The sequence below is a fragment of the Amycolatopsis balhimycina FH 1894 genome, from assembly GCF_000384295.1.
GTDB classification, from domain to species: domain Bacteria; phylum Actinomycetota; class Actinomycetes; order Mycobacteriales; family Pseudonocardiaceae; genus Amycolatopsis; species Amycolatopsis balhimycina.
In genome coordinates this window covers 5,143,772-5,170,501 of record NZ_KB913037.1, presented here as the reverse complement: position 1 = coordinate 5,170,501, position 26,730 = coordinate 5,143,772, and the positions used below count along the sequence as shown (strand labels likewise).

The window sequence follows — 26,730 nt, the reverse complement described above, 5'->3', positions numbered from 1 at the left end:
GCGCGAACCCGTCCGGCTCACGGACTCCGCTGTCACGGCGGCAGGCGCTCCACGCGCCGCGAGGGTGACCTCGCACGGAGCGCCCCGGCCACGCGATCGCGGTGCGGGTCCGCCCGCGAACACCGAATAGCTCTCCTTCCCTGGAGGCGACGAGCCCCAGGAGCCGATGCGGCTCCTGGGGCTCGTTCGCGTGTGGGGTCAGGAGAACTGCAGGGAGCGCTTCGCCAAGCCGTGCCAGAACCCGTCGATCACCGTGCGGCCGGAACCTTCGTCGGAGCCGGCGCCGAGGGAGACGAACAGCGGCGCGAAGTGCTCGATCCGCGGATGCGCGAGCGTCGCCGCCGGCGCCTTATGCCGGAAGTCGAGCAGCGTGTCGACGTCGCCGCTGCGCAGGACCTCGTCGCCCCAGTGGTCGAACTCGGCCGACCACGCCGGCGGTGTCCCGTCGGTGGCGCGGGCCATCCCGCTCAGGTTGTGGGTGAAGAAGCCGCTGCCGATGATCAGCACGCCTTCGTCGCGCAACGGCGCGAGCTTGCGGCCGACGTCGAACAGCTCCTTCGGGTCGAGCGAAGGCATCGAGACCTGCAGCACCGGGATGTCGGCGTCCGGGTACATCTCGACGAGCGGCACGTAGGCACCGTGGTCGAGGCCGCGCTCCGGGGCGTCGTGGACCGGCGTCTCGGTCGAGCGAAGCAGCTTCCGGACCTTCGCCGCCAGCTCCGGTGCGCCGGGAGCCGCGTACTTCACCTGGTAGTAGCGCTCGGGGAAGCCCCAGAAGTCGTACACGAGCGGCACGGTCGTGGTGGCCCCGATGGTCAGCGGCGCCTCCTCCCAGTGTGCCGACACGACCAGGATCGCGCGGGGCTTCGGCAGGTCGGCGGACCAGCCGGCGAGCTGGCGGGTCCAGGTGGCGTCGTCGGCGAGCGGCGGGGCGCCGTGGCTGAGGTAGAGGACCGGGGTGAGGGTCATCGTGCTCTCCAGTATTTGAAAGTTCAACTACTAGAGTGGACGCCGCCGGGCCCCGGGATATTCCTCAGGCGGCTTCGAGGTTCGCCGCGCACCGCTCCAGCGTTCGCAGCGTGGTGCGGTAGTCGTCGTCGCTGATGCCTTCGATCGTCGTCGCGCGGAACGCTTTGATGCGCTCTTCGACGCGCGCGTGGGCTTCGCGGCCTTCGGCGGTGAGAGTGATCTCGCCGTCGATGACCCAGCCGCGGCCGCGCAGATCTGCCACCTTGGGCGCCATCGGGCCTTCGGCGGTGACGAACGGCGCCATGGCCGCGTCGACCTCCTCCGGCGTGCGGGCGCCGAGGGCGATCGTGTTGAGTACCTGCCAGTGGCGGCGGGTCAGTGATTCCGTCTCGAGGACCTGGGCCATGGAGGATTCGAGAAGCTCGTGGAGGTGGCGGAGCCACCAGCCGAGGGGTTTCATGAGGACTCCGGTATGTCGATGAACAACTGCATGTAAAAGTACATGCAGTTGGGAGGTGGAGCAACCATGACGGACGCGGTGGCCGACGTCGAGCGCGCCATGATCGGCATCCGCCGCAGTCAGCAGCGCCGAGCCCTGAGCCGGATCGGCAAGGCGAGGGGCCGCGGCGCGCACGACCCGGTGTACGAGCTGCTCGACGTCGTCGAGGAGCTCACCGAACGCGGCGAGCCGAGCACGGTGACGGCCCTCAGCGCGGCGATGGGCGTCGACCAGCCGCGCGCCAGCAGGCTCGTGGCGCGCGCGGTCGAGCAAGGCCTGCTTCGCCGCGAAGCCGATCAGCGCGACGGACGACGTGCCGTGCTCGTGCCGACCGAAGCCGGCCAAGCACACCTCGACGAGCTGCACGCTTTCCGCCGCGGCGTGTTCGCGGAGGTGATGGCGGACTGGCCGGACGAGGACCGCGACACCTTCGGCAGGCTCCTCACCGCGTTCGTCCGCGGGTACAGCGCGCTCGGCTAGTCGTGCGAGAGGTCCACGAAACGGCTGTAGTGCAGCTGGTGCGCGACGGTGATCGTCGCCGTCGGCCCGGCACGGTGCTTCGCGATGATCAGGTCCGCCTCACCCGCGCGCGGGTCGTCCCGCTCCCAGGCGTCCGGGCGGTTGACCAGGATGACGAGGTCGGCGTCCTGCTCCAGTGAGCCGGACTCACGCAGGTCGGACAGCATCGGGCGCTTGTCCGTGCGCTGTTCCGGACCACGGTTCAGCTGGCTGATCGCGATCACCGGGACCTCGATCTCCTTCGCCAGCAGCTTCATCTGCCGGGAGAACTCCGAGACTTCCTGCTGCCGCGACTCGACGCGCTTGCCGGACGTCATCAGCTGGAGGTAGTCGAGGACGACGAGCTTCAGGTCGTTGCGCTGCTTCAGCCGCCGCGCCTTGGCCCGGATCTCCATCATCGTCATGTTCGGCGAGTCGTCGACGAACAGCGGCGCCTCGGACACCTCGCTCATCCGGCGGGCCAGCCGCGTCCAGTCGTCGTCGGACATCTTGCCACCGCGCATGTCGGCGAGACGGATCTTCGCCTCGGCCGAGAGCATGCGCATGACGATCTCGGTCCGGCTCATTTCCAGGGAGAAGATGACGCTGGTCAGGCCGTGCCGGATCGACGCCGAGCGCGCGAAGTCGAGGCCCAGTGTCGACTTGCCGACACCGGGCCGGGCGGCGACGATGATCATCTGACCCGGGTGCAGCCCGTTGGTCAGCTCGTCGAAGTCGGTGAACCCGGTCGGGATGCCCTGCGACTGGCCGCCGCGCGACGCGATCGCGTCGATCTCGTCCATCGTCGGCTGCAACAGCTCTTCCAGCGCGACGTAGTCCTCGCTGGTCCGCCGCTCGGTGACGTCGTAGATCGCGGCCTGCGCGCGGTCGACCACCTCGTCGATGTTCGCGCCGTCGGCCGCGGCCGCGCCGTAGCCGTACTGCACGATCCGGGTGCCCGCCTCGACGAGCCGGCGCAGCACCGCCTTCTCCGAGACGATCTCGGCGTAGTAGCCCGCGTTCGCCGCTGTCGGCACCGTCGCGATCAACGTGTGCAGGTAGGGCGCGCCGCCGACGCGGCCCAGCTCGCCGCGCCGCTCCAGCTCCGCCGACACCGTGATCGGGTCGGCGGGCTCGCCGCGGCCGTAGAGGTCGAGGATGCAGTCGTAGATCGCCTGGTGCGCGGGCCGGTAGAAGTCGTCGGGGCCGAGCGCTTCGATGACGTCGGCGACCGCGTCCTTGGACAGCAGCATGCCGCCGAGGACGGACTGCTCGGCCGCCATGTCCTGCGGTGGCTGGCGGTCGAAGCCGCCGGAGCCCGGATCACTCGGACCCGGGTCGGACTCCGCATACATCGGACCGCGGTCGTCGGTCAGCGCCACCGTCCCGGACACCTCCTCATTGTGTCGAACACTCGTTCGAGTATGCCGGAACTTCGCTCTCGAAGCACGCGGCTCGGTCCGTGCTCCCGTCCCCCGGACGCGTCCCTCTCGATGATCGGCGAGAACGCCGTCCGGCTCTCGAAGGCACGCCGGGCGCCACCGTGAGTACAGGCCCGAGCGGGCACGCTATGTCCCCCGGAAGGCCGATGGCAATTCAGGGTGGGGACCCTTCTGTGGACAACCTGGGGATGAATGGGGGTAACCAGTCACAGGTGCCGCGAGAGCTGTGGACAAGTTGGGGACAAGCGTGATCGGCTTCGGTGAAGTCGCAGGTCAGGCCCTGTGAACAAGCTGTGGAGAACTCGCGGAAAACTCGTCCGGCGTGTCGTGAGAAGTCCGTTCTTCGGCGTGTCGGGAGTGGACACGGGCTCGTGGGGCCGCGCCACCTGTGGATGAAAATCACGGACGGTAGACGGGTAACCCGGTGGGCTGAACGGCTCGGGCGTCAGGCCGCGGTGAGCCGGCCCTGTGCGCTGCGTAACCGGTCAGCGAGAACGCGCTGGTCGGCCGGGGTGAAGGCGATCCGGTTCTCGCCACGGCCCGGTATCTCCTCGGTCAGCCATCGGCCTTCCGAGGTATCGATGTAGTTCACCGGGCGTTCGATCCGGTGCCACGCGCCGCTGCGGCTCCGGGCCGCGACGTAGAGGCTGCCACTCCCCATTCGGCGTAGCGCCAGGATCCGCCGGAGCTCCTCGACCTCCTGCGAACCCTCGGCCGGGCGGTCGTTGCGGAGCACCGCGAACCCGCCTTCGTCCCGGCGGGCGGTTCCCTCGATCCGGCTCTTCGGCACCGCGAGCGGCGTCCCGCGCCCGGGCGCCAGCTTCGGGATCTGACCGAGGAAGTCGTCGAGCAGCTCCCTTCGGGGCTGTGTCGACTCGATGACGACGGCGTCCAGTTCCTCGTGCTTGGCCAGCACGAACGCCTCGCCGCCGGCACTGCCGGCCAGCAGCCGGTAGCTCACCGGCTTGCCCTGGAACCCGCCGTCGATCCAGCCGTAGTACTCCAGCTGCGGCCGGGCGATCGCCTCGACCGTCGCGACGAACCCGGGGTGCATGCCCCGCGGGCCGAACAGCCCGGCCTTGGCGAGCTCGGCGTTGACCCGCTCGTCCTCGGCGCGCTGGGCTTCTTCGCCGTACCAGGCCGGCGTCTCGGACAGCACCGTGTGCGGCTCGCCGCCCCGGCGCCGGATCAGGTTGATCAGGGTGCCGGTCGAGAGGGTGACCTGCCTGTCCAGCACCGCTCTTGCCCCCAGTGAAGATCGAACTGTCAGCTTGGATCCCGGCGAACGAAGGCCGGGCGCGCCCAATCTTGGCACGCGCCCGGCGGTCCCGCGTGCGCTACTCGCCGATGACCGGCGGCGCGGTCAGCTCGTCGGTCCCGAAGATGTCGTTCGGGTCGTCGCCGAGCAGGTACTTCGACGTCCGTTCCTCGTCGCCGCCACCTTGGCCCTTGGCGCCGTGGCCCATGCCGCCCATGCCCCCCATCCCGGTGCTGCCGGAGCGGCCCGCGCCCGCGCCGCCCGCGCCCATGGCTCCGCCCGCGCCGCCCCGGCCGGCGCCGGACGCACCCGCGCCCCCGCCGCCGGGCAGCGCCGCCCCGGTCGAGCCGCCGGGACCGAAGCCCGCTCCGCCGGGACCGAAGCCCGCCGACGGGTCGCCGATCCCGCCCGACCCGCCGGGGCCGAAGCCGCCGCCCGGGATCGAGAAGTCGCCCGCGCCGCCGGAACCGCCGGGGCCGAAGCCGCCGGGACCCGGGATCTTCGGCGGCGTGAAGCCCGACGAGTGCGTACCGTCGTTGAAGTTCGGCGGCGTGTAGTTGCCGCCGCCGGGGATCTTGGCCGGGTCGAAATTGCCGCCGGGCATCTTCGACGGGTCGTAGCCCGGCACCTTGGCCGGATCGAAGCTGCCGCCGGGGGTGTTCGGCGGGCCGCCGATGGGCGGCATGCCGCCCGGACCCGGAATGTTCACGCCGGGCATCGAACCGGTGCCGGTCCCATTGCCGGTCCCGTTGCCGTTGCCGTTCCCGGTTCCGTCACCCGGCTTCTTCTTGCCGTCCTGGCCGCCGTCGACGTTCACGTTCTCCTGCTGCCCCTTGAGCGCGGAGTACGTCGGCATCTTCTGGCCGTTGTCGTTGCTCGCCTTGAAGTAGGAGTTGAAGGCGTCGACGTTGGCCTGGCCCTTGGCGTTGTAGTCGCGGATCGCCCGGTCGGTGTCGGTCGTCCACGGCGTCATCGCGTTGAGCAGGTTGTTCTTCGGCGGGTCCTTCGGGACCTCCTGCACCTGCGCGTGCACCGTGGTGAAGGCGGTGTTCTGCTCGCCGAGGTACTTGTCGGAGTCGGTCAGCTTGGTGCCCGAATCCTCCATCCACACCCGCAGCGGGTGCGCGCCGGCGTTCTGCGCCGCTTCGGCGCCGCCGCCGGTCCAGGCCGCGTCCATCTCCTTGGCCAGCGTGTCGATCGTGGTGAGCCGCTCCGCGTACGCGCCCTTCAGCCGGCTGGCCGCCGCCTGCCCGTCCTGGATCGAACCGGTGCCGGGACCGTGGGCGATCTTTTCCCAGATGTCGTAGCAGTCGATCTTGCGGTCGCCCTGCTGCGAATTGTGGTCGTCCGAATGCGTGGTGGCCATGTTGTACGCGGCGAAACCACCGAGCAGCACCAGTTCCAGCATCTCAGCCCTCCTTCAAGGTCTGGATCATCGCCTCGGCCGCCTTCAGCGCGTACGGGCACGGCGCAGTCGCGCCCGGGCCGGAGCCGATCTGCGCGAAGACCTGGACGGCCTGGCTGTCCGTCACGCCCACCAGCAGCTTGCACTGCCCCTGGGTGCGGAAGTCCTTCGTCGCGGCGTACACCCCGGGGTAGCCGGAGACCTCGGTCGGCTCCCAGTACTCGTACTGGTCCTTGCCGCCCTTGGCGTAGAGGTCGTAGATGCCGGCGAGGCCGTCGGTGTTCGGGTCGGCCGCGATGTCGACGCGGCTGCTGCGCGTTTCGTCGTCCTTGTACACCCAGGCGCAGCTCGAGCCGGCGGACGTCGACCGCGGCGTGCCGTCCTCGACACCCAGCGACGAGCGCTGCGAAGCGGAGAGCACCGAACAGACGTCGGACTTCAGCTTCGCCGGGTCGAGCGGGCTGGACACCTTGGGTGCGCCGTTGCCGCCACCGCCGTTGCCGGTCGTGCTGCTCGCGGTGCCGGGCGCGCTGGACGCGACGGGGTTGGCGGTGCCGTCGGTCTTGGTGCTGCAGCCGGCCAGGGCGAGCGCGGCGAGGACCAGGCCGGGCAGGACGAGCCGGTGGTTCACGCCTGCGTCCCCGCCTTCGAGATGTCGCCGGTGTGGCCGGCGTCCGCGGCGGCGATCTTCTTCTTCGCGTCGAGCAGGGCCTGGATGTAGTTCTTCACGTAGTCCTGCATCTTCTTGTTCTGCTCGAGGAACGCCTTGCCGGACGGGTTGGCGAGCTTCTCCCAGTCGCCGCTCGCGAACTCCTTGCCGGGCGCCTTGACGTCGGCCATCAGGTTGGCGTCGGCGGCGTCGTTCTGCAGGTCCGTCTGCAGGTCCTGCCACTTCTTGATGACGCCGTCGATCTTGTCGGCGTCGAACGTGAAGCCCCCTCCGCCGGACGGCGCGGACATGTTGACCTCGTTACCCATCCGAGTGCGCTCCCTTCGCGTCCCGCTCCATTGTCCTACGACGGCGCCCGTGTGTCCGAGGTTCCCCCGAAACGCGTGAAGGCGGGCCGCCCACCAGGGAGCGACCCGCCTTCCACGACGTACTTGCCTTACTGCGCGACGGCCTTGACCTCGAGCCGCACCTCGACCTTGACGTCCGGGTGCAGCCGGGCGCCGACCGAGTGCTTGCCCACGGTCTTGATGTGGTCGCGCAGCTCGATGACGCGCTTGTCGAGCAGCGGGCCACCGGCCGCCTTGATCGCGTCCACGATCTCGGCCGAGGTGATCGAGCCGAAGAGCTTCTTCGAGCCCTCGGCCGCCTTGCCGGTGAGCTGGATGGCGCCGAGGCCCTCCAGCGTCGCCTTGATCTCCTTGGCGTGGTCGAGGTCGCGGATGCGACGGCTCTCCTGCGCGCGCTGGATCGTGCGCACGTTCTTCTCCGCGCCCTTGGAAGCCACGATGGCGTAGCCCCGCGGGAGCAGGTAGTTGCGCGCGTAACCGTCCTTGACCTCGACGATGTCGCCGGGGCCGCCCAGGTTGGCCACGTCCGTGGTGAGGATGATCTTCGCCATGTCAGTGCCCTCCCTTAGCGCGCGGTCGAGGTGTAGGGCAGCAGCGCCATTTCGCGGGAGTTCTTGACCGCGATGGCGATGTCACGCTGGTGCTGGCTGCAGTTGCCGGTGACGCGACGGGCACGGATCTTGCCGCGGTCGGAGATGTACTTCCGCAGCAGGTTGGTGTCCTTGTAGTCGATCAGTTCCGGGCGGCCCTTCTTCTCGGCCTTGCAGAACACGCAGACCTTCTTCTTGGGCTTGCGAATGGGTGGCTTGGCCACTGTCTACTCCTGGTAATTCAAATCTGTGTGGATGTGTACGAGATCAGAAGGGGGGCTCGTCCGAGAAGCCGCCGCCGCCACTGCCGCTGCCGCTGCTCGCGGCCGGGGCGGAGCCCCACGGGTCGTCGGCCGGCATTCCGCCACCGCCGCCGCCGCGGTTTCCCCCGCCACCGCCGCCGCCGAAGTCACTGCCGCCGCCACCGCGGCTGACCTTGTTGACCTTGGCCGTGGCGTAGCGCAGCGAGGGGCCGATCTCGTCGACCTCGAGCTCGACGACGGTCCGCTTCTCGCCTTCCTTCGTCTCGAACGACCGCTGCTTCAGACGGCCCTGCACGACGACGCGGGCGCCGCGGGTCAGGGACTCGGCGACGTTCTCCGCCGCCTGCCGCCAGATGTTGCAGCGCAGGAACAGCGCCTCGCCGTCCTTCCACTCACCCGACTGCTTGTCGAGCGTGCGGGGCGTGGACGCGACGGTGAAGTTCGCGACCGCCGCACCGGACGGGGTGAAGCGCAGTTCCGGGTCGGACGTGAGGTTGCCGATCACCGTGATGACGGTGTCTCCAGCCATCGGGAATACCCTTCGGCTCAGGCCTTGGCGGCGACGGGCTTGGCCGCGGCGCGCTTGATCTCGCGACGCATGACCTTGGTGCGGAGCACGGTCTCCTGCAGCGACAGCTGGCGGTCCAGCTCCTTCACCGCGTCCGAAGACGAGTTCAGGTCGAGGAGCGCGTAGATGCCCTCGGCGTGCTTCTTGATCTCGTACGAGAGCCGGCGCCGGCCCCAGACGTCGACCTTCTCGACGCTTCCGCCCGAAGTGCGGATCACGTTGAGGAAGGTGTCCAGCGTCGGAGCGACAGTGCGCTCGTCGAGCGTGGGGTCCAGGATGACCATTACCTCGTAATGGCGTGACACAACCACTCACCTCCTATGGGCTCGCGGTCACGGACTGTCCGTGACAGGAGGGTTTGTCCAGGTAAGGCTACCTGGGGGTACCGGCAGGACCGGACAGCGGGTCCGGTCTGGGGTCAGGTCGGGGGTCAGCTCGCGCGGCGCAGGACCCAGGTCCGGACCAGACCCGCCGTGACGCCGGCGAGCACGATCACCGCGAGGAGCATCGGCAGCTGGACGTCGTTCGACGCGCTGTTCGAGGCGAGCGACTGCGCGTTGCCCGCGTCGCGGACGGCCGCGCTCTGGCCGCTCTGGTCGCCCGCGCCGGCCTGCGGGGCCGACACGTCGCCGGGGAGGGTGCCGTCCGCCGGGTAGCGCACGCCCGGGGCGACGGCCGTGCCTGCGGTCGCCGTCGGGATGCCGCTGTAGTCGCGCATCGGCGCGCTGCCACCCGTGCCGCCGGAGGTGCCCGGGATCAGGTTGGCGAGGTTGCCCGACGCGCCGCCGGGGGTGGTTCCGGTGCCGCCCTGCGTACCGCCCGTGCCGCCCGCGTTCTGGGCGCCCGGCGCGACGTAGTTCGTGGCGATCGTGGTCAGGCCGCAGTTCTTCGCGACCGTCGACGAAATCGCGGTCAGCACCTCGGCCTTGGTGCTGTCCAGCACGCCGAGGTGGTCGGCGCCCTTGAGCGCGGTGGCGGTGGCGCCGCCGATCGCGGAGCCCGCGATCGTGCCGCCCGCGGCGTCCGCGGGTACCTGGCCGACCGCCAGCGCGCCCTTGCCCGCGATCGTGTCGGCGATGGAGTTGGGCCATACCGTGGCGAGGGTCCACAGGTGGGTGTTCACGTAGTCCTGGGCGCCCTTGCGGACCAGTTCCTTCACCGAGGTGCCCTGCACGGCCACGGTGTCGCCCATGCTGCCGTTCACCGAACCCGAGCAGGTGCCCGCGAGGGTCGTCGCGGCGGAGGCCGTGCCGGCGGAGAGGAAGGCACCTCCGGTCACGAAAGCGGCGATCGCGGTGAGGGTCAATGCTCGGCGAGTCGTCTGCCAGGTCTTCCGCACGAGCATTTCCTCCGTGGCGTTATCGGGACGTCTTCCTGAACAACAACAGGATGAACGAGGGAGATACGCGAAAGATACTCGGCAGTCGTATCAATTCACAGCGGCCATTCGGCGGAGTACCCAGGTGCGGACGAGACCCGCGCTGACTCCGGAGAGTGCCAGGACCGCGATCAGCATCGGCAGATTCGACCCGTTCGTGAAGCCGTCCGACGCGGACGGTAGCGCCTCGGCCTGGCCGGCGGTCTGGACTCCGGAGTTGCTGCCCGGGGTGCCGTCCGGGCCGGTGAGACCGTACTGCGGGGCGTAACCCGGGATCTGGCTGCCGTACCGGATCGCCGGCGACGGCGTGAACAGCCCGGCTGTGGCGAACGGGATACCGCTGTAGTCGCGCATCGGCGCGTAACCCGTGCCGAGGGCGAACGGGAATCCCCCGAACACCGGGATGCTCGAAAAACCGGGCAGGAGCGGGCTGTTCGCTTCGGGGATCGGTGTGGTGCCCGCCGGGGTGCCGCCCTGCTGGGGCGTGCCCCCGGTCCCGCCGTTGGACGGCGGCTGCTGCGGGTTGCCGCCTGCGCCCGGCTGCGGCGACTGCTGCTTGCCGCCCCCGCTCAGGCCCTGCTGCACGCCGCTGGTCACGCTCTGGACACCCTGGTTGATCGCGCTCGCCGCCGGGGCGCCGACCACCGGGACCGGCGAGACGACGGTGTTCACCACGTTCACGGTGACCTGGCAGACCGTGCCGAGCAGCCCGTTCACGGTTTTGCTCAGCACGGTGGTCGCCTGGGTGACGATGCCCAGGTCGATGAGGGGCAGGCCGAGCAGCGAGCCCTGGATGTGGTCGCCGGGCGCCGCATCCACGCTCTTGCCGCAGGGCACGGTCTTCGTCTCGGCCGAGGCGGTCCCGGGCAGGCCGAGCACGGCCGAACCGGCGAGCACGAACGCCGTCGCTCCGACCGCCGTAGCCCTCCGTGCCCGATCTTGCATGCTCGCCGCCCCTGGTCTCGTCGCTTCTTCCCAGGACAACGACGTTAAGGCAGCCGAGTAACGCCCGCGCGCTCAAAAAGGTCCGGCATTCGAGTGGAAGCGGGCGTCACGATGGGTGAAGTCAGGCGGGCTTGCGGCGGATCCACGCGCGGACGAGCGCCGCCGCGACGATCGCCAGCGCCAGCACCGCGAGCAGCATCGGCAGCTTCGCCGGCGGGGTGACGCCGGGCAGCGCCTCCGCGGTGCCCGACCGCTGTTCGTCGACCGTCGGGACCTGCTGACCGGGGATGACCTGGGCGATCACCGGCGCCTGCACCAGGCTGCCCGGCAACAGCGCGGCGTGGGTGAAGACGCCCGAAATCGAGTCGCCCGGCAGGGCCGCGTTGCCGGGACCGGTGATGATGGGACCGGTGTGGCCGCCGGGCGGGTTCGGCCCCGGGTGCGGCGGGGTCGGGCCGGGCGGAACGGGACCGGGCGGGGCCGGCTGGGGCGGGTTCGGCGGGAGGGGCAGCGGCGGCAGCTGGCCGGCCACGCCCTGCGTCAGGTCGCCGACCGCGTTGACCGTGCCCTGCGCGGCCGGGCAGACGCCTTGCGCCGCCACGTCGCCGACCACCGGGACCTCGCCGATGCCGAGCGCCTTCACGGTGTCGCCGACCGGCAGCGTGAGCAGTGGTGCCGAGCCGTTCGTGTTCCGCGAACTCGAGTCGAGGCCGATGGTGAGCTGGTTCGGGGCGTTCAGCGGGGCACCGGCGTCCAGCAGGAGGCCGGTCGAGCCGGTGCGGGCGGCGCCGTTCTGCAGCGTGGCCTGGCAGTCCCCGCCGAGGGTCGGGTCGGCGTTCGCGACGCCCGGCCCCACCAGCGCGACGGACGCGGCCAGCGTGAAACCCAGTGCGGTGATCCGGGCGACGTGCTTCCCCATCATGCCCTCCGGCAGTCGGACCAATCTGGATCACGGAACGCGCTCACGGTACTCCACGAGCGTCACCAACCGGTCCCAGCGGGCGAAAATCCGTCCGGAGTAGCGTGCTCGGCATGCTGATTGGCGCCCATGTCCGTGACGACGACCCGTTGACCGCGGTCGCCGAGCGCAAAGCCGACGTCGTCCAGTTCTTCCTCTCCGACCCCCAAGGCTGGAAGGCCCCGAAGCCACACCCGCACGGCGAAGCCATCCAGGCCGACCCGGTCGAGGTGTTCATCCACTCGCCGTACCTCATCAACGTGGCTTCGCTGAACAACCGGATCCGGATCCCGTCGCGCAAGAACGTCACGCAGCACGCGGACGGCGCCGCCGCGATCGGCGCGAAGGGCCTGATCGTGCACGGCGGGCACGTCGGCGCGAACGACGACGTCGAGGCCGGGCTGGACAACTGGCGCAAGCTGTTCGAGCGCGAGCAGGAAAAGGGCGGCTTCAAGGTCCCGATCCTGATCGAGAACACCGCGGGCGGCGAGAACGCGATGACGCGCGACCTCGACGTGATCGCCCGGCTGTGGGACAAGGTCGGCGAGTTCGGCGCCGGGTTCTGCCTGGACACCTGCCACGGGTTCGCCGCGGGCTGGGACCTGGAGACCGCCGTCGAGAAGGTCAAGGCCATCACCGGCCGGATCGACCTGGTGCACCTCAACAACTCCCGCGACGAGTTCGGCTCGACCCGCGACCGGCACGCGAACGTCATCGAGGGCGACGGCACGATCGACCCCGAGGTGCTGGTCGGCGTCGCCCGGGCGGCGGGCGCCCCGGTCGTCGTCGAGACACCGGCGGACGGCCAGGCCGCCGACATCGCCTACCTGCGGGAGAAGCTCGGCTAAGTTTTAGACGGCCACGGCTTTCCGGCGGCGCCGGACGGCGTTCGGGATGATCACGTCCCGGGCGCCGTCGAGGAAGCCGCCCGCCGGGTCGTCGTCGCCGTCCAGCCGGACCAGGTCGGTGGCCGGGCGGTAGATCTCCCGGACCACCAGCACGCACAGGCCCACGACGGCGAGGTCGCGGACCGCGACCGTGCCGAGGAACCAGCCCTCCGGCAGGCCCTTGTGGTCGACGCCGAGGTAGTAGAACATCCGCGGCACCCACACGACGGCATCGATCAGCATCCAGCCGAGCAGCAGCCGCCAGCGCGGGATCGCGAGCACCGCCAGCGGCACCAGCCACAGCGAGTACTGCGGGCTCCACACCTTGTTCGTCAGCAGGAACGCGGCCACCACGAGGAACGCGAGCTGGCCGACGCGCGGCCGTCGCGGCGCGGCGAGCGCCAGGTAGGCGATGCCCGCGCAGCAGGTCAGGAACAGCACGGCCACCGTGATGTTCAGGTACGTCGGCGTCTGGTTCTTCTGCAGCACGCCGTCGAACCCGGCCCAGCCGGTGGTGTACGAGAAGGCGTTGTACAGCGAGTCCGGGTCCATCGGCCGCAGGGTGCTCATCCGGAAGAACTCCCACCAGCCGCGGGTCGCGGTGAGGATGAACGGCGCGTTCACCGCCAGCCACGTCACGACGGCGGCGCCCGCGGTCTTCCAGAACGGCGTGAGCTTCCCCGCGCGCAGGCACAGCACGAACAGCACGCCGAGCAGGAAGAGCGGGTAGAGCTTCGCGGTCGCGCCCAGGCCGAGCAGCAGCCCGGCGAGCAGGGGCCGCTTGCGCGCCCAGGCCAGCAGGCCGGTCGCGGTGAACGCGGTCGCGATCGCGTCGAAGTTGGTGAACGCGTGCACCAGCACCAGCGGCGAGACCGCCACCAGCACCATGTCCCACGGACGGCGTCTCACCGTCCGGCCGGTCGCCCACACGGTGATCAGCCAGGCGAGGGACAGGAAGAACGCCGTGATGTCGAAGTAGATCGCCACGGGCAGCGCGCCGGGCAGCCAGCCGGACTGGGCGACGTTCAGCCAGCCCGCCGCGAGCTTCGCGTTCGCCCACTGGAAGAGGCCGGTGAACACCGGGTACTCCATGTACCGGGTGTTGTTCTCGGCGGTCTGCGAGCTTTCCTTCCACGACGTGTAATACGGGAAGGTGGCCGGCCGGTCGAGCCGCTCGGCGCCGTAGAGCGGCACGATGTCGGAGTAGCACATGGCGACGAACGGGCGGCCCGCGCGCCAGTCGAGCTGGGTGGCGCCGCTGGAGTCCTGGTACTGCTGGATGCAGGAGCCCTTGCCGAACCAGCAGAGCATCAGCGCCAGGGTCGCCAGCAGCAGCCCGACGCGCTGCGGGGACCAGAACCAGTGCCTGCCGACCGCCGCGTGCTCACCGAGCGGCCCGCCGAGGGGTCTGGTGACCGCCGCCGCCAGCGGGTCGTTCCAGCTCGGGACGACCCGTTCCGCCCGGGTCAGTGTCACGGGCCCGGGCTCCGGCTCCCGCGTGGTCTCCTCTGGCACGAGGCGGATCGTATCGGTGATCGGCGCGCGCGGCGGTGAAGCCGGTGATCATGCCGGATTCGCGTAGTACGAGGCCAGGACCTCGGCCGCGGCGCCGCGGGTGACGAGCTCCTCGCCGGAGCCGTCTTCGACGACTTCGATGCGCTGCCAGTGCGGCAGCGGCAGCAGTTCCTCGAGCCGCGCCGAAACGGCTTCGCGGTGGACGTCCGGCTCGTCCCGCACCGCGCGTCCGGCCAGCACGATCCGCTCGAGGTCGAGCACCTGCACGAGGTCGGCGAGCCCGATCCCGAGGAAGCCGGCGGCGGTCCGCGTGTCGGGGGCCCGCTTGGCCATGATCTCGACGCAGCCGCGCCGCCCGCAGGCGCAGCGGGGGCCGTCGTAGGCGATCGTGGTGTGCCCGAACTCACCCGCGTTGGTGCGTGGCCCGCGGTAGAGCCGTCCGTCGATCAGCAGGCCGACGCCGATTCCGGTGCCGACGAGCACCACCGCGGTCGCCGTCGGCTCGCCGTGCGGCCAGAGCCGGGCGAACGCGGCGGCGTTGGTGTTCTTGTCGAGCGTGACGGGCAGCCCGGTCCGCTTTTCGAGCAGGTCACGCAGGGGGACGTCGTGCCAGCCGGGCATGTTCGTCGCGTCCCGGACCAGGCCCGCGAGGTGGTCCAGCGGGCCGACCGCGCCGAGGCCGAGGCCGAGCACGTCGAAGCCGTCGGCGAGTTCGAGTGCGGTGGCGCCGATGGCTTCGACGGCCTGTTCGGGGGTGAAACCGGCCGGCAGCGGGCCGCCCGCCGTCTCCTCGACCTCGCCGATGAGGTTGGTGCGCAGCACGCGGTATTCGTCGCGGTCCAGCCGCGCGCCGAGCGCGTGGCGGGCGCCGGCCCGGATGGTCAACCGGGTGCGGGGCTTGCCGACGCCCGTGGACGGCTGGCGCTGTTCGTCCAGCAGGCCCGTGTCGAGCAGCTCGGGCACGATCTTGGAGACGGCCTGCTGCGTGAGCCCGGTGCGTTCGGCGAGCTCGACGCGGCTGAGGCCACCGGCGCGCAGGATGTGGGTGAGCAGCAGGGCACGGTTGTGCTCGCGCACGTCGCGCAGGTTCACCCCGGTGTCCGCCATGACTGGATCTTCCCACGGCTGGCTAGTTAGGCAACGCTGTTGTTTAATGATGGGTATGGCGGACGACTTGCGCGTGGGCATCCTCGGGTACGGCATCGGGGGCCGCGTTTTCCACGCACCCCTGGTGGCGGCGACGCCCGGGCTGACCCCGGCGGTCATCACGACGTCCGGCAACGCCGCCCAGGCCCGCATCGACCACCCGGGCGCGGAGATCGTGCCCGACGCCGACGCGTTGTTCGAGCGGGCCGGCGATCTCGACCTGGTCGTGGTCAGCACGCCGAACCGCACGCACGTCCCGCTCGCGCTGCGGGCGATCGAAGCCGGCCTGCCGGTGGTCGTCGACAAGCCGTTCGCGCCCACCGCCGCCGAAGCCGAGCAGGTCGTCGCCGCGGCGAAGGCGGCAGGCGTCGGCCTGACGGTCTTCCAGAACCGGCGGCTCGACTCCGACTTCCTCACCGTGCGGAAGGTCCTCGACTCCGGACAGCTCGGCGGCGTCTTCCGCTTCGAGTCCCGCTACGACCGCTGGGTGCCGAAGCCCAAGGACAACTGGCGCGAGTTCGGCGACCCGGCCGAGGCCGGCGGCCTGCTCTACGACCTCGGCGCGCACATCGTCGACCAAGCGCTGCAGCTGTTCGGCCCGGTCACGCGGGTCTACGCGGAGGCCGACCGCCGCCGCGACGGCGTCCAGGTCGACGACGACGTCTTCGTCGCGCTGCACCACGCGAACGGCGTCCGCTCGCACCTGTGGGCGACCGCCCTCGCGGGCACGCAGAACCCGCGGTTCCGGGTGCTCGGCGACCGGGCGACCTTCACCAAGTACGGCCTCGACGTGCAGGAACCGCAGATCAAGGCGGGGCTGCGGCCCGGCGACGAAGGCTGGGGCGTGGAACCCGCCGCGGACGCCGGGAAGATCGGCGTCGGCAGCGACGTCCGGACCGTGCCCACCGAGACCGGCCGCTACGAGCAGTTCTACGCCCAGGTTCGCGACGCGCTGCGCGGCGAAGGCGAGTTCCCGGTCGACCCGGCGTCCTCGGTCGAGGCCCTGCGGGTGATCGAGGCCGCGCACCGCTCCGGCGTCGAAGGCACCGTGGTCGCACTGACGACCCCCTGACCGGCCGTGACCTCGGTGACCCCCAGCTCCGAGGTCACGGCCTCCTTCGGCCGCGCTGCTGGTTTTGCTGATTCTGCTGGTTCTGGAGCTCCTGCAACCGCTGCTGGAACTGGCGGAACTGCTCCTGCTGGTCGAGCTGCTGCTGTTGCTGCTGCCGGTTGCCGCCGTCGCCGAACTGGACCGAGTTCTGTTGCTGTTGCTGTTGCTGTTGTTGCTGCTGGTCTTCGTCCGGCTGGACCTGCACCTGCACCCGGTCCTGCGGCGAGCTGATCGCCGCCACGCGGTTGAAGCGTTCCGCCGGTTTGCCGCCCAGGTAGAGCTGCATGAAGCGGTCCCAGATCGGGCCGGCGAGCGTCGAGCTGGACAGCGGGGCGCCGCCCGGGCCGCGGAGGGCCTTGTCGCCGTCGCTGCCCACCCAGACCGCGGCCGACACCGACGGCGTGTAGCCGACCATCCACGTCTGGGAGTTCGCGTTCGCCGCCGACGGCGGTTCGTCGTTCTGCGGCGTGTGCTGCTGAGTTCCCGTCTTGCCGGCGCACTCGTGGCCGGCCGGGCAGCTCAGCCGGGCGAACTGGATCACCGGCGCCAGTGCCGCCGTCACGTTGCCGGCGATCTGCGCGCTCTTCGCCGTGTCGTTGTCCGCGAAGGCGTCGGTCCCGCGGACCTTGGCCTCGTACGCGGTTTCGCCGTTGGCGTTGGTCACCTTCTGCACGAAGTGCCGGTCGTGCTGGACGCCGCCCGCGGCGAAGGTCGCGTACCCCGACGCCATGTCGGCCGCGGTGACCTGCGTGCCGCCACCGCCGATCGAGATGTTGTTGTCGCCGGTGAACAGCGTGCTGCGGCCGCCGTTGTCGGTGGTCCGGACACCCGCCTCCTTCGCGGCTTCCGCCACCCCGGACGGCTTCGTCACGTTGAGCACCATGTCGTAGAACACCGTGTTCGTCGACCGCTGCATCGCCTCGGCGACGGTGCACTGCTGCGAGCAGCTGCTGCTGTCGCCGGCGTTGCGGACCGGCTGGGGGACGTCGGGGAACGTCCGTGGTGACGTGCCGTCGAACCGCGCGTCGAGGCCGCGGCCGAGCTTGAGGAACGCCGCCAGGTCGAACGGCTTCATCGACGACCCGGGGTTGTGCGGCTCGTCGGCCCAGTCGCGCCCGGCCTGGTCCTCGCCGTTCGGGCCCTTCACGATCGGGTCGCCGCCGTCGTAGGCGACCACGCCGCCGGTCTTCGGGTCGACGGCCACCATCGCGCCGAGGATCCGGTCGTCGGTCTGCTCGGCCATCCCCTCGGCCATCGCCTTCTCGGCCGCCTGCTGCGCCTGCGGGTCGATCGTGGTGAACACCTGGAACCCGCCGGAGTAGTACCGCTTCTCGTCGATGCCCTGCGCGGCCAGCTCGGCCTTGACCTGCTTCTTGATGAACGGGTTCAGCGCACCGGCCTGCTTGCTCTCCCGCAGCGGGACCAGGGCCGGGAACTTCGCCGCCGCGCGCTGGGCCGGCGTCAGATAACCGTTCTTGAGCATCCGGTCCAGCGCCGTCGTCCACCGGCTCGTCGCGACGGCCGTGTTCTCCGAGCGGCCCGGCTGCTGGATGAGCCCGGCCAGCAGCGCGGCCTGGGAGTAGTCGAGCTGCCCGGCGTCCTTGCCGAAGAAGGCCTGCGAGGCGGCCTCGATCCCGTAGGCGCCGCGGCCGAAGTAGATGATGTTGAGGTAGGCGGTGATGATGTCCGCCTTCTCGTAGGTCTGGTTCATCTTGAACGACTTCGCGAGCTCGACCCACTTGCGCGTCAGGGTCGGGTCGTCGTCGCCGGAGGAGTACTTGATGTACTGCTGCGAGATCGTCGACCCGCCGCCGGAACCGCCGGTGACCTGGTTGTACGCCGCGCGGAGGATGCCGGTGACGTCGAAGCCGGAGTTCGTCTGGAACGACGCGTCCTCGGTGGCGATCACCGCCTTCTTGACGACGTCCGGGATCTGGTTCGGGGCCAGGAGCTGGCGGTTCCCGCCGGCGGGCACGTCCTTGCCCATCTCGGTGCCGTCGCTGAACAGGTAGGTCACGGCCTGGCCCTGCGCCTGCGCGACCGTTTCCGGCGAGGGGACGTCGACGGAGAAGTAGGTGATCGCGAACGCGATCGCGGGGACGGCGAAGAACAAGCCGGCGACGACGTAGGAGATCCGCCGGATCCGCCGCCAACGACGTTTCCGCAGGTCCTGCGCGGTGGCCGGGCGCGGACGGGCGGGCGGCTGACCCGGGCGGGGCCGGATGATCGGCACCGTCGGCGGATCTTCCGGCTCGGTGCCGTTGTGCGCGTGGTGGGTGATCAGCTCCGGCTCGGCGCCCAGCAGCCCGGCGCGGGGCACCGGTCGGCGGGTACGACGACGTGGATCGGGTTGCCGGCCAGGCGACGTGCGGGTGCGGTCGTTGTTCACGGGCCGTCCTCGGTTACCACGGTGGGCTGCGGGCGCAGTCCCCTCTGAGGGCACACGTGCCGCGGCCCACCGTGGTTCACGGCCCCTGGTTGCCGGGGTTGTCGCCCGAGGTCGGCGTCTCCTTCGAGGACGTCGGCGGCTTCGGGTGCTTCGGCGTGTTCGACGTCGACGGCTGGCTGGAGTTGCCGTCTTCGTGGCCACGGCCGTTGTGGTCGCGGTTGTCGCCTTCGTCGCCGTTGTTCTCGCTGGTCGGCGTCGATTCCGTGGTCGTCGCGACGTCGGAGGACGGCGGCGGTGCCACCTCGCTGCCGATGCGGTCGACCTTGCCGAACCCTTCGCCCTTCGTGCCCGCCAGGTACAGCGACAGGAACTTCTGCCACATCGGGCCGGCGATGGTGGCGCCGTAGATCGGCGAGTTGTTCTTGCCGTGCAGCGGCTTGTTGCCGTCGCCGCCGACCCAGGCCGCCACCGAGACCGACGGGGTGTACCCGACCATCCACGTCTGCGAGTTCGTGTTCGCCGCCCACGACGGCTCGCCCGCGACCTTCGCGTGCTGCTGCGTCCCGGTCTTGCCGGCGCACTCGTGGCCGGCCGGGCAGTGCAGGTGCGAGAAGTCGATGACCGGCTTCAGGCCCTCGGTGACGTTCCCGGCGATCTGCCTGCTCTTGTCCGCGTCGCTGTCGAACGCCGCCTTGCCGTCCTTCGGAGCTTCGTACGCGACCTCCTTCTGCGCGTTGGTCACCTTCAGCACGAAGTGCCGGTCACGGCGTTCGCCGTCGCCCGCGAAGGTCGCGTACGACGCCGCCATGTCCAGCGGCGTGATCTGGGTGTCGCCACCGCCGATGGAGATGTTGTTGTCCTTCGTCGAGATGATCGACTGGCCGCCGTCCTCCTTGGTCTTCACGCCGGCTTGGCGGGCGGCTTCCTTGACCGGTCCTTGTTTGGTCTGGTTGAGCACCATGTCGTAGAACACGGTGTTCGCCGAGCGCATCATCGCGTCGGCGACGGTGCACTGCTGCGAGCAGCTGCTGCTCGGGCCGGCGTTGCGCACGGTGCGGCCGTCGAAGACGCGGTTGTTGGAGCCGTCGAACGTCGCGTCGAGGCCCTTGCCCATCTTGAGGAACGCCACGAGGTCGAACGGCTTCATCGACGAGCCCGGGTTCTGCGGGGTGTTCGCCCAGTCGCGCCCGGCCTGGTCCTGCCCGTTGACCTGCACGATCGGTTTGCCGCCGTAGTAGGCGAGCACGCCGCCGGTCTTCGGGTCGACCGCGACGAGCGCGTTGAGCAGGTTGTCGTCCACCTGGCCCTCGAGCGCTTCGGTGCCGGCCTTTTCCGCGGCCTGCTGCGCCTTCGGGTCGATCGTGGTCTGCACCTGGAAGCCGCCGGCGTAGTAGCGGTCTTCGGGGATGTCGTGTGCGGCCAGCTCGTCCTTCACCTGCTGCACGATGAACGCGGGCGGCGCGCCTGCCTGCTGCTTGCTGTCTTCCACCGGGATCGGCGTCGGGAACTGCGCCGCCGCGCGGTCGGCCGCGCTGATGTAGTTGTTCTTCACCATCCGGTCGAGCGCGACGGTCCAGCGGTCGTGCGCGACCTTGTCGTTCTCCGACCGGCCCGGCTTCTGGATCAGCCCGGCCAGCAGCGCGGCCTCCGAGAAGCTCAGGTCCTTCGCGTCCTTGTGGAAGAAGGCCTGCGAAGCCGCGCCGACCCCGTACGCCCCGCGCCCGAAGTAGATGATGTTCAGGTACGCGGTGATGATGTCCTTCTTCTCGTACGTCTGGTTCATCTTGAAGGACTTGGCCAGCTCGGTCCACTTGCGCGTCAGCGTGGGCGCGTCGTTGTCGGTGGCCTTCTTGATGTACTGCTGCGAGATCGTCGAACCACCGCCGACCCCGCTGGTGGCCTGGTTGTACACCGCGCGCAGCAGGCCGCCGATGTCGAAGCCGGAGTTGGTCTCGAAGGAGTCGTCCTCGGTCGCGATCGCCGCGTGCTTCATGATGTCCGGGATCTGCTCCGGGGTCAGCAGCACCCGGTTGCCGCCCCGCGGGACGTCCTTGCCCATCGGCGAGCCGTCGGCGAAGAGGTAGGTCACCGCCTGGCTCTGGTTCTGCGCGACCTCCGTCGGCGAAGGCACGTCGACCAGGAAGTACGTGATGACGAACGCGATCGCGGGCAGCACCAGGAACAGCCCGACGAAGGCGTAGGAGACGCGCCGGATGATCTTCCAGCGTCTCTTCTTGCGCTGCTCCGGCGTGAGAACCGGCTTGCCGTCGTCCGGCGGCTCGACGCCGTCTTCGTCGTACGGGCCGTCGTAGCCGGACGGCTCCTCGTACGCGTGGTGCGTCATCAGCTCCGGACCGCCGCTCATCGGCGGCGGCTCGGGCCGGTAGGAGCGCGGGGGCGGCTGCGGCGGACGGCCGGGCAGCGGTGGCACCGGGCGGCGGGGGACCTGGCCGTGGGGGACCTGCCCGTGGGGACCCTGTGGTGCGGACGGCCCACGACGGCGCGGATCGGGACCCTGGCCGGGCCAGGAGCGGGATCGATCGTCGGGCACGGGTCCTCCAGTGAGCGCAGGGACGGCGACGATCGCCGTCCCTCTAGAGGAGGGGACGCGCGTGAACCCGGCGGGTTGCCGGAATGATCACCCCGGAACCGGTTCGGGGCCCTCCGCGTGGTCGCGGAGGGCCCCGAAGGAGCCGCTAGCCGGGTCCTGGACCCGGTCGGGAGAGGAGCCCGCCACCACCACCCGAGTTGTTGCCGTTCCCGGGGTCGATGATCGGCGGCGTCGGGCCGGGCCGGGAGGTCCGGGTCCTCGACGTCGTCTCGGACGACGTAGCGGACGACTCCGTGCTGGGCGGGGTGGTCGGTGTCGTCGGGGTGGTCGGCGTCGTCGGCGTGTCCGGCGGTTTCGTCGGCGTCGTGGTCACCTCGTTGACGTCCTTGCCGATCGCCGCGACCTTGTCGAACTTCTCCGCCGGCTTGCCCTTGAGGTAGAGGTTCATGAAGTTCTGCCACGTCGGACCGGCGACGGTCGCCCCGAAGATCGGCTTGTTCTTCGGGTCGTGCAGCGGCTTGTTGCCGTCGCCGCCGACCCAGACCGCGGCCGACACGGACGGCGTGTACCCGACCATCCACGTCTGGGAGTTGCGTTCGCCGTACGCCTTCGGGTCGCCGTCCTTCGCCGTGTACTGCTGCGTACCCGTCTTGCCGGCGCACTCGTGGCCACTCGGGCACTTGAGTTTCGAGTGGTCGATGACCGGCACGAGCGCCTCGGTGACGTTGCCCGCGATCTGCTGGCTCTTGGAAGCGTCGTCGTCGAACGCCGGGTTGGTCTTGACGTTGTTTTCGTCGAACTCGACCTCGTCCTGGGCGTTCGTCAGCTTCGCGACGAAGTGCTGCTCGTGGTACGTGCCGCCGTTCGCGAACGAGGCGTACCCGGCCGCCATGTCCTCCGGCGTGATGGCCGTGCCACCACCACCGAGGGAGATGTTGGCGTCGTCGGTGTACAGGACGCTCTTGCCGTTCGGCGCCACCTTGACCCCGGCTTCCTTCGCCGCTTCCGCGACCCGCGACGGCTTCGTCACGTTCAGGACCATGTCGTAGAACACAGTGTTCGCCGAGATCTCCATCGCCGTGGCGACGGTGCATTGCGGGCCGCAGCTGGTGCTGTCACCCGCGTTCCGGACGACGCGGCCACCCAGCGACCGGTTGTTCGTACCGTCGAACGTCTCGCCGAGACCCTTGCCCATCTTGAGGAACGCGGTGAGGTCGAACGGCTTCACCGCCGAACCCGGGTTTCTCGCCTGGTTCGCCCGGTCCTGGCCGATCTGGTCCTTGCCTCCCGCGTCCTTCACCAGCTCCGGCCCGCCGTAGTAGGCGATCACACCGCCGTTCTTCGGGTTGACCGCGACCAGCGCGTTGAGCAGGTTCTCGTCCGTCTGGCCCTTCATGCCTTCCTGGGACGCCTGTTCGGCCGCGGCCTGCGCCGCCGGGTCGATCGTCGTGTAGATCTTGGCGCCGGTGGAGAACAGCTTGTTCTCGTCGTAGCCCTTCGCCGCCAGCTCGTCCTTGATCCGCTGCTGGAGCTGGTAGGTCATCTTCCCCGAGTTTTGCTCCTTGTTGGCGTTCTTCGGGATCGGCGTCGGGAACTGGGCGGTGGCCCGCTCATCCGCGCGCAGCCACTTGTTGGCGACCATCTGGTCCATCACGTACGTCCAGCGTTTCTGGGCGTACGCCTGGTTTTCCGACTTGCTGGGGCCCTGGATCAGGCCGGCCAGCAACGAGGCTTCGGAGGCGTTGAGGTCTTTGGCGTCCTTGTTGAAGTAGGCCTTCGCAGCCGCCTGGACACCGCTCGCCCCGCGTCCGAAGTAGACGATGTTCAGGTAGGAAGTGATGATCTCTTCCTTGGACTGCTGGTTGTTCATCTTGAACGACTTGGCCAGCTCGGTCCACTTGCGGGTCAGCGTCGGAGCGTCGTTTTCGGTGGCCTTCTTGATGTACTGCTGGGAGATGGTCGAACCACCGCCCTGGCCGCCGGTCACCTGGTTGAAGACCGCGCGCAGGATGCCGGTGACGTCGAAGCCCGAGTTGGTCTCGAACGTCGCGTCCTCCGCCGAGTACACCGCGTGCTTGACGACCTCGGGCACCTCGCCCGGCTTGAGCAGCTGGCGGTCGCCGCTCGGCGGCAGCTCCCGGCCCAGCACCTGGTTGTTGGCGTCGTAGTAGGTGACCGCCTGGTTCTGCAGCGACTTGATGCTCTCCGGCGTCGGCACGTCGACCAGGAAGTACGTGATGACGAACGCGACCGCGGGGACCACGAAGAACAGCCCGACGAAGGCGTAGGACACCCGCCGGATGATCTTCCACCGACGCTTCTTGCGCTGCGCCGGCGTCAGGACCTTCTTGCCCTTTTCGTCGAGCTCCTCCTGGGGCTCGACGTCGTCGGCGAACTCGTTGAAGGCGGCGTCGTCGTAGCCGTCGTCATACGGGTCGCGGCCGATGTCGTCGGTGCCGTTGTGCGCGTGGTGGGTGATCAGGTCCGGTTCGCGCTCGGGCGGCGGGGCCGGCGGACGGCGTCCCGGCGGCGGCTGGCGGAAGCCCTCCGGAGGCGAGCCGGGCGCGGCCTGTCCCGGGCGCTGGCCGGGCGGCGGGACCGGGCGCCGCTGCGGAACGCCTTGCTGGCGGGTGCGCTGCGGACGCCGTGGCGCCTCATCAGCCGGCCACTGGGGACCGCCTTCGTCGCCGGATGGCCACTCGGGCGAGCCGCCGCCGCGCGGGTTGCCCCGGGGCGGTGTGCCGCGCTGCGGACGGCGGGGGGCTTCTTCGCCGGGCCATGCCGGTCCGGGGTCCTCCCCCGGCCACGGGCCTGACTGGGCACGGCGAGGTGCATCTGGCTCCTGGCCGGGCCAGGAGCGGTTGCGGTCGTCGTTCACGAATGGGCCTCCCAGACCGGCGCCCGGTGGGGTGCCGTTCTGCGCTCTGCAGCGGTTGTGTTCCAGCTCACCGGCCTGCGGTCCTTCGTGGACCGGCCGGTTCCCCCGTGCCGAGGACGTATGACCGCACCAGGTGGTTCCAATGGCACGCCCGGCACACCTCGACGTCGTACACGGTGAACTCGGCGAACAGGCCGGCCATCCTGGCCAGCTCTTCGGGGGACCTCGCCGAGCCCGCGACGTGCTTGAGTTCGTCACCGTAGACCCAGGACACGAGGGTCAGCGGCTCTTGGCGGCAGATCGGGCAGGGCAGGTCACCGGCCCGGCCGTGGAACTTCGCCGCCCGCAGCAGGTACGGGCTCGCGTCGCAGGCTTCATAGCCGCCGACGCGCCCGGAGCGGACTTCGGCGAGCAGCGCACGGCGCTGCAACGCGTAGTCCACGACCTGCCGCTGGTTAATCACCAGGACAGAGTACGGGCTCTTCCTGTGCCGTCCACGCCCCCTAGCGCGACCGGCTCGCTGACCGGGGCGGACACGCCGGACGTTCGATAACTCTCCGGTGAATTTCGCCCACACTGAGCAGTCAGAGAGGGTTAGCTTCGCCACTTCGATGTATCGGCGCGATATAGTAGCTGAGTAGGTTGGATCGAGGCGATCGTTCGGAGCAACGCCCGTCGTCTCGGTTTGTTCCCGGAAGGGGGTGCGGTGTGCTGGAGTTCGCGATCCTCGGTCTCCTGCACGAAGCGCCCATGCACGGGTACGTGCTGCGCAAGCGGCTGCACGAGACGCTCGGCACGTTCCGCACGTTCTCGTACGGCTCGCTGTACCCGACCCTCCGCAAGCTGCTGCGGGCCGGGTACCTGGTCGAAGAGCTGGACGAGGCCGACGACCGAGCGTGGTCGCGGCGCGGGCGGCGGGTCTACAAGCTCACCGCGGAGGGCAAGGAGCGCTTCGGTGAGCTGCTCGGCGACGCCGGGCCGCAGACCTGGGACGACGAGGGTTTCGGCGTCCACCTGGCCTTCTTTTCGCGGACCCCGGCCGACGTGCGGATGCGGATCCTCGAGGGCCGCCGCCGCCGCGTCGAGGAACGGCGTGAGGGTTTGCGGGCGGCGCTGGCCAGGGCCGAGGAGAGGATCGATCGCTACACCCGCGAGCTGCACCGGCTGGGGCTGGAGACCAGCGAGCGGGAGGTGCGCTGGCTCAACGAGCTGATCGCGCACGAACAAGCCGAACGGCAGGGGCCGGAGACGACCTGAGCCGCGAGGCCGGGCCGCAGCGTGGCGGCACCAGACCTACTGACAGACGGATTGAAGGAGAAACCTCCCATGGGCGAGAACCGCCGCGTACGGGTGGCCATCGTGGGCGTCGGCAACTGCGCGGCGTCGCTGGTCCAGGGTGTCCAGTACTACCGCGACGCGGACCCGGCCACCCGCGTCCCCGGCTTGATGCACGTCGACTTCGGCGGGTACCACGTCCGCGACATCGAGTTCGTCGCCGCGTTCGACGTGGACGCCAAGAAGGTCAGCCGCGACCTGTCCGAGGCGATCTTCGCCTCCGAGAACAACACCATCAAGATCGCCGACGTGCCGCCGCTTGGCGTCACCGTCCAGCGGGGGCACACCCACGACGGGCTCGGCCGGTTCTACCGCGAGACGATCGAGGAGTCCGACGAGACCCCGGTCGACATCGTCGCCGCGCTGCGCGAGTCGCAGGCCGACGTGCTCGTTTCGTACCTGCCGGTGGGCTCCGAGGTGGCCGACAAGTTCTACGCCCAGGCCGCGATCGACGCGGGTGTGGCGTTCGTCAACGCGCTGCCGGTGTTCATCGCCTCCGACCCGGAGTGGGCGCAGAAGTTCACCGACGCCGGCGTCCCGATCGTCGGCGACGACATCAAGTCCCAGGTCGGCGCCACCATCACGCACCGCGTGCTGGCGAAGCTGTTCGAGGACCGCGGCGTCCAGCTCGACCGGACGATGCAGCTCAACGTGGGCGGGAACATGGACTTCCTGAACATGAAGGAGCTGGAGCGGCTCGAGTCGAAGAAGATCTCGAAGACCCAGTCGGTGACTTCGCAGGTCGACCGCGACCTCGGCAAGGGCAATGTCCACATCGGACCGTCGGACTACGTGCAGTGGCTCGACGACCGCAAGTGGGCCTACGTCCGCCTCGAGGGCCGCGCCTTCGGCGACGTGCCGCTGAACCTGGAGTACAAGCTCGAGGTGTGGGACTCGCCGAACTCGGCGGGCATCATCATCGACGCGGTGCGGGCGGCGAAGATCGCCCTCGACCGCGGTATCGGCGGCCCGATCCTGTCGGCGTCGTCCTACTTCATGAAGTCGCCGCCGGAGCAGTACGACGACTCGACCGCCCGCGACGCCGTCGAGAAGTTCATCCGCGGCGAAATCGAGCGGTAAAGCTGTCTTGGAAAAAGGCCGTCACCCCTGGTGACGGCCTTTTTCTGT

At 69.9% G+C, this 26,730-nt stretch carries 25 protein-coding genes; 5 read left to right on the top strand and 20 right to left on the bottom strand.

Annotated features, from left to right (window positions below; all coding sequences use genetic code 11):
- Positions 1-198: 198 nt before the first annotated feature.
- Complete coding sequence (locus A3CE_RS0123130; protein WP_020642495.1) at positions 199-969, bottom strand: dioxygenase family protein; 771 nt, start codon at positions 967-969, stop codon at positions 199-201.
- Between the two features lie 64 nt (positions 970-1,033).
- Positions 1,034-1,429, bottom strand: coding sequence for a helix-turn-helix domain-containing protein (locus A3CE_RS0123125; protein WP_020642494.1), 396 nt, complete (start codon positions 1,427-1,429; stop codon positions 1,034-1,036).
- 66 nt (positions 1,430-1,495) lie between these two features.
- Between A3CE_RS0123125 and A3CE_RS0123120 the strand changes: the two genes are divergently transcribed.
- On the top strand, positions 1,496-1,948 hold the full coding sequence (locus tag A3CE_RS0123120) for a MarR family winged helix-turn-helix transcriptional regulator (protein WP_020642493.1): 453 nt from the start codon (positions 1,496-1,498) through the stop codon (positions 1,946-1,948).
- Here A3CE_RS0123120 and dnaB read toward each other — a convergent pair.
- From dnaB to A3CE_RS0123060, 12 genes are all read right to left on the bottom strand, one after another.
- Positions 1,945-3,348: a replicative DNA helicase gene (gene dnaB, locus A3CE_RS0123115; protein WP_026468772.1), complete on the bottom strand. Its 1,404-nt coding sequence runs from the start codon at positions 3,346-3,348 to the stop codon at positions 1,945-1,947. The genes A3CE_RS0123120 and dnaB overlap by 4 nt on opposite strands.
- Before the next feature lie 505 nt (positions 3,349-3,853).
- Complete coding sequence (locus A3CE_RS0123110) at positions 3,854-4,645, bottom strand: ESX secretion-associated protein EspG (protein ID WP_020642491.1); 792 nt, start codon at positions 4,643-4,645, stop codon at positions 3,854-3,856.
- Between the two features lie 100 nt (positions 4,646-4,745).
- On the bottom strand, positions 4,746-6,074 hold the full coding sequence (locus tag A3CE_RS0123105) for a hypothetical protein (protein WP_020642490.1): 1,329 nt from the start codon (positions 6,072-6,074) through the stop codon (positions 4,746-4,748).
- Position 6,075: 1 nt separating this feature from the next.
- Entirely contained in the window at positions 6,076-6,702 is a 627-nt protein-coding gene (locus tag A3CE_RS0123100; RefSeq protein WP_020642489.1) for a DUF3558 domain-containing protein, read from the bottom strand.
- Positions 6,699-7,049 carry a hypothetical protein gene (locus tag A3CE_RS0123095; protein WP_020642488.1) on the bottom strand — a complete coding sequence of 117 codons (351 nt, stop codon included), beginning with the start codon at positions 7,047-7,049 and terminating at the stop codon, positions 6,699-6,701. The genes A3CE_RS0123100 and A3CE_RS0123095 overlap by 4 nt, the downstream gene beginning before the upstream one ends.
- A gap of 128 nt (positions 7,050-7,177) precedes the next feature.
- Positions 7,178-7,639: a 50S ribosomal protein L9 gene (rplI, locus tag A3CE_RS0123090; RefSeq protein ID WP_020642487.1), complete on the bottom strand. Its 462-nt coding sequence runs from the start codon at positions 7,637-7,639 to the stop codon at positions 7,178-7,180.
- 14 nt (positions 7,640-7,653) lie between these two features.
- On the bottom strand, positions 7,654-7,902 hold the full coding sequence (gene rpsR / locus A3CE_RS0123085; RefSeq protein ID WP_003098744.1) for a 30S ribosomal protein S18: 249 nt from the start codon (positions 7,900-7,902) through the stop codon (positions 7,654-7,656).
- A 43-nt stretch (positions 7,903-7,945) separates the two neighbouring features.
- Complete coding sequence (locus tag A3CE_RS0123080) at positions 7,946-8,470, bottom strand: single-stranded DNA-binding protein (protein WP_020642486.1); 525 nt, start codon at positions 8,468-8,470, stop codon at positions 7,946-7,948.
- 17 nt (positions 8,471-8,487) lie between these two features.
- Positions 8,488-8,814 (bottom strand): 30S ribosomal protein S6, encoded by a 327-nt coding sequence (gene rpsF / locus A3CE_RS0123075; RefSeq protein ID WP_185839911.1) that lies wholly within the window; start codon positions 8,812-8,814, stop codon positions 8,488-8,490.
- A 125-nt stretch (positions 8,815-8,939) separates the two neighbouring features.
- Positions 8,940-9,854 (bottom strand): hypothetical protein, encoded by a 915-nt coding sequence (locus tag A3CE_RS0123070; RefSeq protein ID WP_020642484.1) that lies wholly within the window; start codon positions 9,852-9,854, stop codon positions 8,940-8,942.
- Positions 9,855-9,938: 84 nt separating this feature from the next.
- A complete protein-coding gene (locus A3CE_RS0123065) occupies positions 9,939-10,832 on the bottom strand; it encodes a hypothetical protein (protein WP_026468771.1) in 894 nt (297 codons plus the stop codon).
- A 121-nt stretch (positions 10,833-10,953) separates the two neighbouring features.
- Positions 10,954-11,751, bottom strand: coding sequence for a hypothetical protein (locus A3CE_RS0123060; protein WP_020642482.1), 798 nt, complete (start codon positions 11,749-11,751; stop codon positions 10,954-10,956).
- A 113-nt stretch (positions 11,752-11,864) separates the two neighbouring features.
- Here A3CE_RS0123060 and A3CE_RS0123055 point away from each other — a divergent pair, with 113 nt between their 5' ends.
- Entirely contained in the window at positions 11,865-12,638 is a 774-nt protein-coding gene (locus tag A3CE_RS0123055) for a deoxyribonuclease IV (RefSeq protein WP_026468770.1), read from the top strand.
- Between the two features lie 3 nt (positions 12,639-12,641).
- Here the strand turns inward: A3CE_RS0123055 and A3CE_RS0123050 are convergent, their stop codons facing one another.
- Both A3CE_RS0123050 and A3CE_RS0123045 read right to left on the bottom strand, forming a co-directional pair.
- Positions 12,642-14,192 (bottom strand): glycosyltransferase family 87 protein, encoded by a 1,551-nt coding sequence (locus tag A3CE_RS0123050; protein WP_026468769.1) that lies wholly within the window; start codon positions 14,190-14,192, stop codon positions 12,642-12,644.
- A gap of 48 nt (positions 14,193-14,240) precedes the next feature.
- Positions 14,241-15,299, bottom strand: coding sequence for an ROK family transcriptional regulator (locus A3CE_RS0123045; RefSeq protein WP_020642479.1), 1,059 nt, complete (start codon positions 15,297-15,299; stop codon positions 14,241-14,243).
- 55 nt (positions 15,300-15,354) lie between these two features.
- Between A3CE_RS0123045 and A3CE_RS0123040 the strand changes: the two genes are divergently transcribed.
- Positions 15,355-16,410, top strand: coding sequence for a Gfo/Idh/MocA family oxidoreductase (locus A3CE_RS0123040; RefSeq protein WP_020642478.1), 1,056 nt, complete (start codon positions 15,355-15,357; stop codon positions 16,408-16,410).
- A gap of 34 nt (positions 16,411-16,444) precedes the next feature.
- On the opposite strand, the gene A3CE_RS51505 is transcribed toward A3CE_RS0123040, so the two are convergent.
- The 4 genes from A3CE_RS51505 to A3CE_RS0123020 form a co-directional block, all read right to left on the bottom strand.
- Positions 16,445-18,769 (bottom strand): transglycosylase domain-containing protein, encoded by a 2,325-nt coding sequence (locus A3CE_RS51505; protein ID WP_245589573.1) that lies wholly within the window; start codon positions 18,767-18,769, stop codon positions 16,445-16,447.
- A 145-nt stretch (positions 18,770-18,914) separates the two neighbouring features.
- Positions 18,915-21,389: a transglycosylase domain-containing protein gene (locus A3CE_RS0123030; RefSeq protein WP_026468768.1), complete on the bottom strand. Its 2,475-nt coding sequence runs from the start codon at positions 21,387-21,389 to the stop codon at positions 18,915-18,917.
- A 145-nt stretch (positions 21,390-21,534) separates the two neighbouring features.
- On the bottom strand, positions 21,535-24,267 hold the full coding sequence (locus tag A3CE_RS0123025; RefSeq protein WP_020642476.1) for a transglycosylase domain-containing protein: 2,733 nt from the start codon (positions 24,265-24,267) through the stop codon (positions 21,535-21,537).
- 67 nt (positions 24,268-24,334) lie between these two features.
- Positions 24,335-24,730: a DUF5318 domain-containing protein gene (locus A3CE_RS0123020; protein WP_020642475.1), complete on the bottom strand. Its 396-nt coding sequence runs from the start codon at positions 24,728-24,730 to the stop codon at positions 24,335-24,337.
- 245 nt (positions 24,731-24,975) lie between these two features.
- Here A3CE_RS0123020 and A3CE_RS0123015 point away from each other — a divergent pair, with 245 nt between their 5' ends.
- Together A3CE_RS0123015 and A3CE_RS0123010 are read left to right on the top strand one after the other, a co-directional pair.
- Positions 24,976-25,524 (top strand): PadR family transcriptional regulator, encoded by a 549-nt coding sequence (locus tag A3CE_RS0123015; RefSeq protein WP_020642474.1) that lies wholly within the window; start codon positions 24,976-24,978, stop codon positions 25,522-25,524.
- Between the two features lie 69 nt (positions 25,525-25,593).
- Entirely contained in the window at positions 25,594-26,682 is a 1,089-nt protein-coding gene (locus A3CE_RS0123010) for an inositol-3-phosphate synthase (protein ID WP_020642473.1), read from the top strand.
- Positions 26,683-26,730: the final 48 nt, after the last annotated feature.

Excerpts from the sequence above, each read along its gene's own strand:
- A3CE_RS0123130 (WP_020642495.1), bottom strand. The coding sequence starts at position 969 with ATGACCCTCACCCCGGTCCTCTACCTCAGCCACGGCGCCCCGCCGCTC.
- A3CE_RS0123125 (WP_020642494.1), bottom strand. The coding sequence starts at position 1,429 with ATGAAACCCCTCGGCTGGTGGCTCCGCCACCTCCACGAGCTTCTCGAA.
- A3CE_RS0123120 (WP_020642493.1), top strand. The coding sequence starts at position 1,496 with ATGACGGACGCGGTGGCCGACGTCGAGCGCGCCATGATCGGCATCCGC.
- A3CE_RS0123105 (WP_020642490.1), bottom strand. The coding sequence starts at position 6,074 with ATGCTGGAACTGGTGCTGCTCGGTGGTTTCGCCGCGTACAACATGGCC.
- A3CE_RS0123095 (WP_020642488.1), bottom strand. The coding sequence starts at position 7,049 with ATGGGTAACGAGGTCAACATGTCCGCGCCGTCCGGCGGAGGGGGCTTC.
- rplI (WP_020642487.1), bottom strand. The coding sequence starts at position 7,639 with ATGGCGAAGATCATCCTCACCACGGACGTGGCCAACCTGGGCGGCCCC.
- A3CE_RS0123080 (WP_020642486.1), bottom strand. The coding sequence starts at position 8,470 with ATGGCTGGAGACACCGTCATCACGGTGATCGGCAACCTCACGTCCGAC.
- A3CE_RS0123070 (WP_020642484.1), bottom strand. The coding sequence starts at position 9,854 with ATGCTCGTGCGGAAGACCTGGCAGACGACTCGCCGAGCATTGACCCTC.
- A3CE_RS0123065 (WP_026468771.1), bottom strand. The coding sequence starts at position 10,832 with ATGCAAGATCGGGCACGGAGGGCTACGGCGGTCGGAGCGACGGCGTTC.
- A3CE_RS0123060 (WP_020642482.1), bottom strand. The coding sequence starts at position 11,751 with ATGGGGAAGCACGTCGCCCGGATCACCGCACTGGGTTTCACGCTGGCC.
- A3CE_RS0123055 (WP_026468770.1), top strand. The coding sequence starts at position 11,865 with ATGCTGATTGGCGCCCATGTCCGTGACGACGACCCGTTGACCGCGGTC.
- A3CE_RS0123045 (WP_020642479.1), bottom strand. The coding sequence starts at position 15,299 with ATGGCGGACACCGGGGTGAACCTGCGCGACGTGCGCGAGCACAACCGT.
- A3CE_RS0123040 (WP_020642478.1), top strand. The coding sequence starts at position 15,355 with ATGGCGGACGACTTGCGCGTGGGCATCCTCGGGTACGGCATCGGGGGC.
- A3CE_RS0123010 (WP_020642473.1), top strand. The coding sequence starts at position 25,594 with ATGGGCGAGAACCGCCGCGTACGGGTGGCCATCGTGGGCGTCGGCAAC.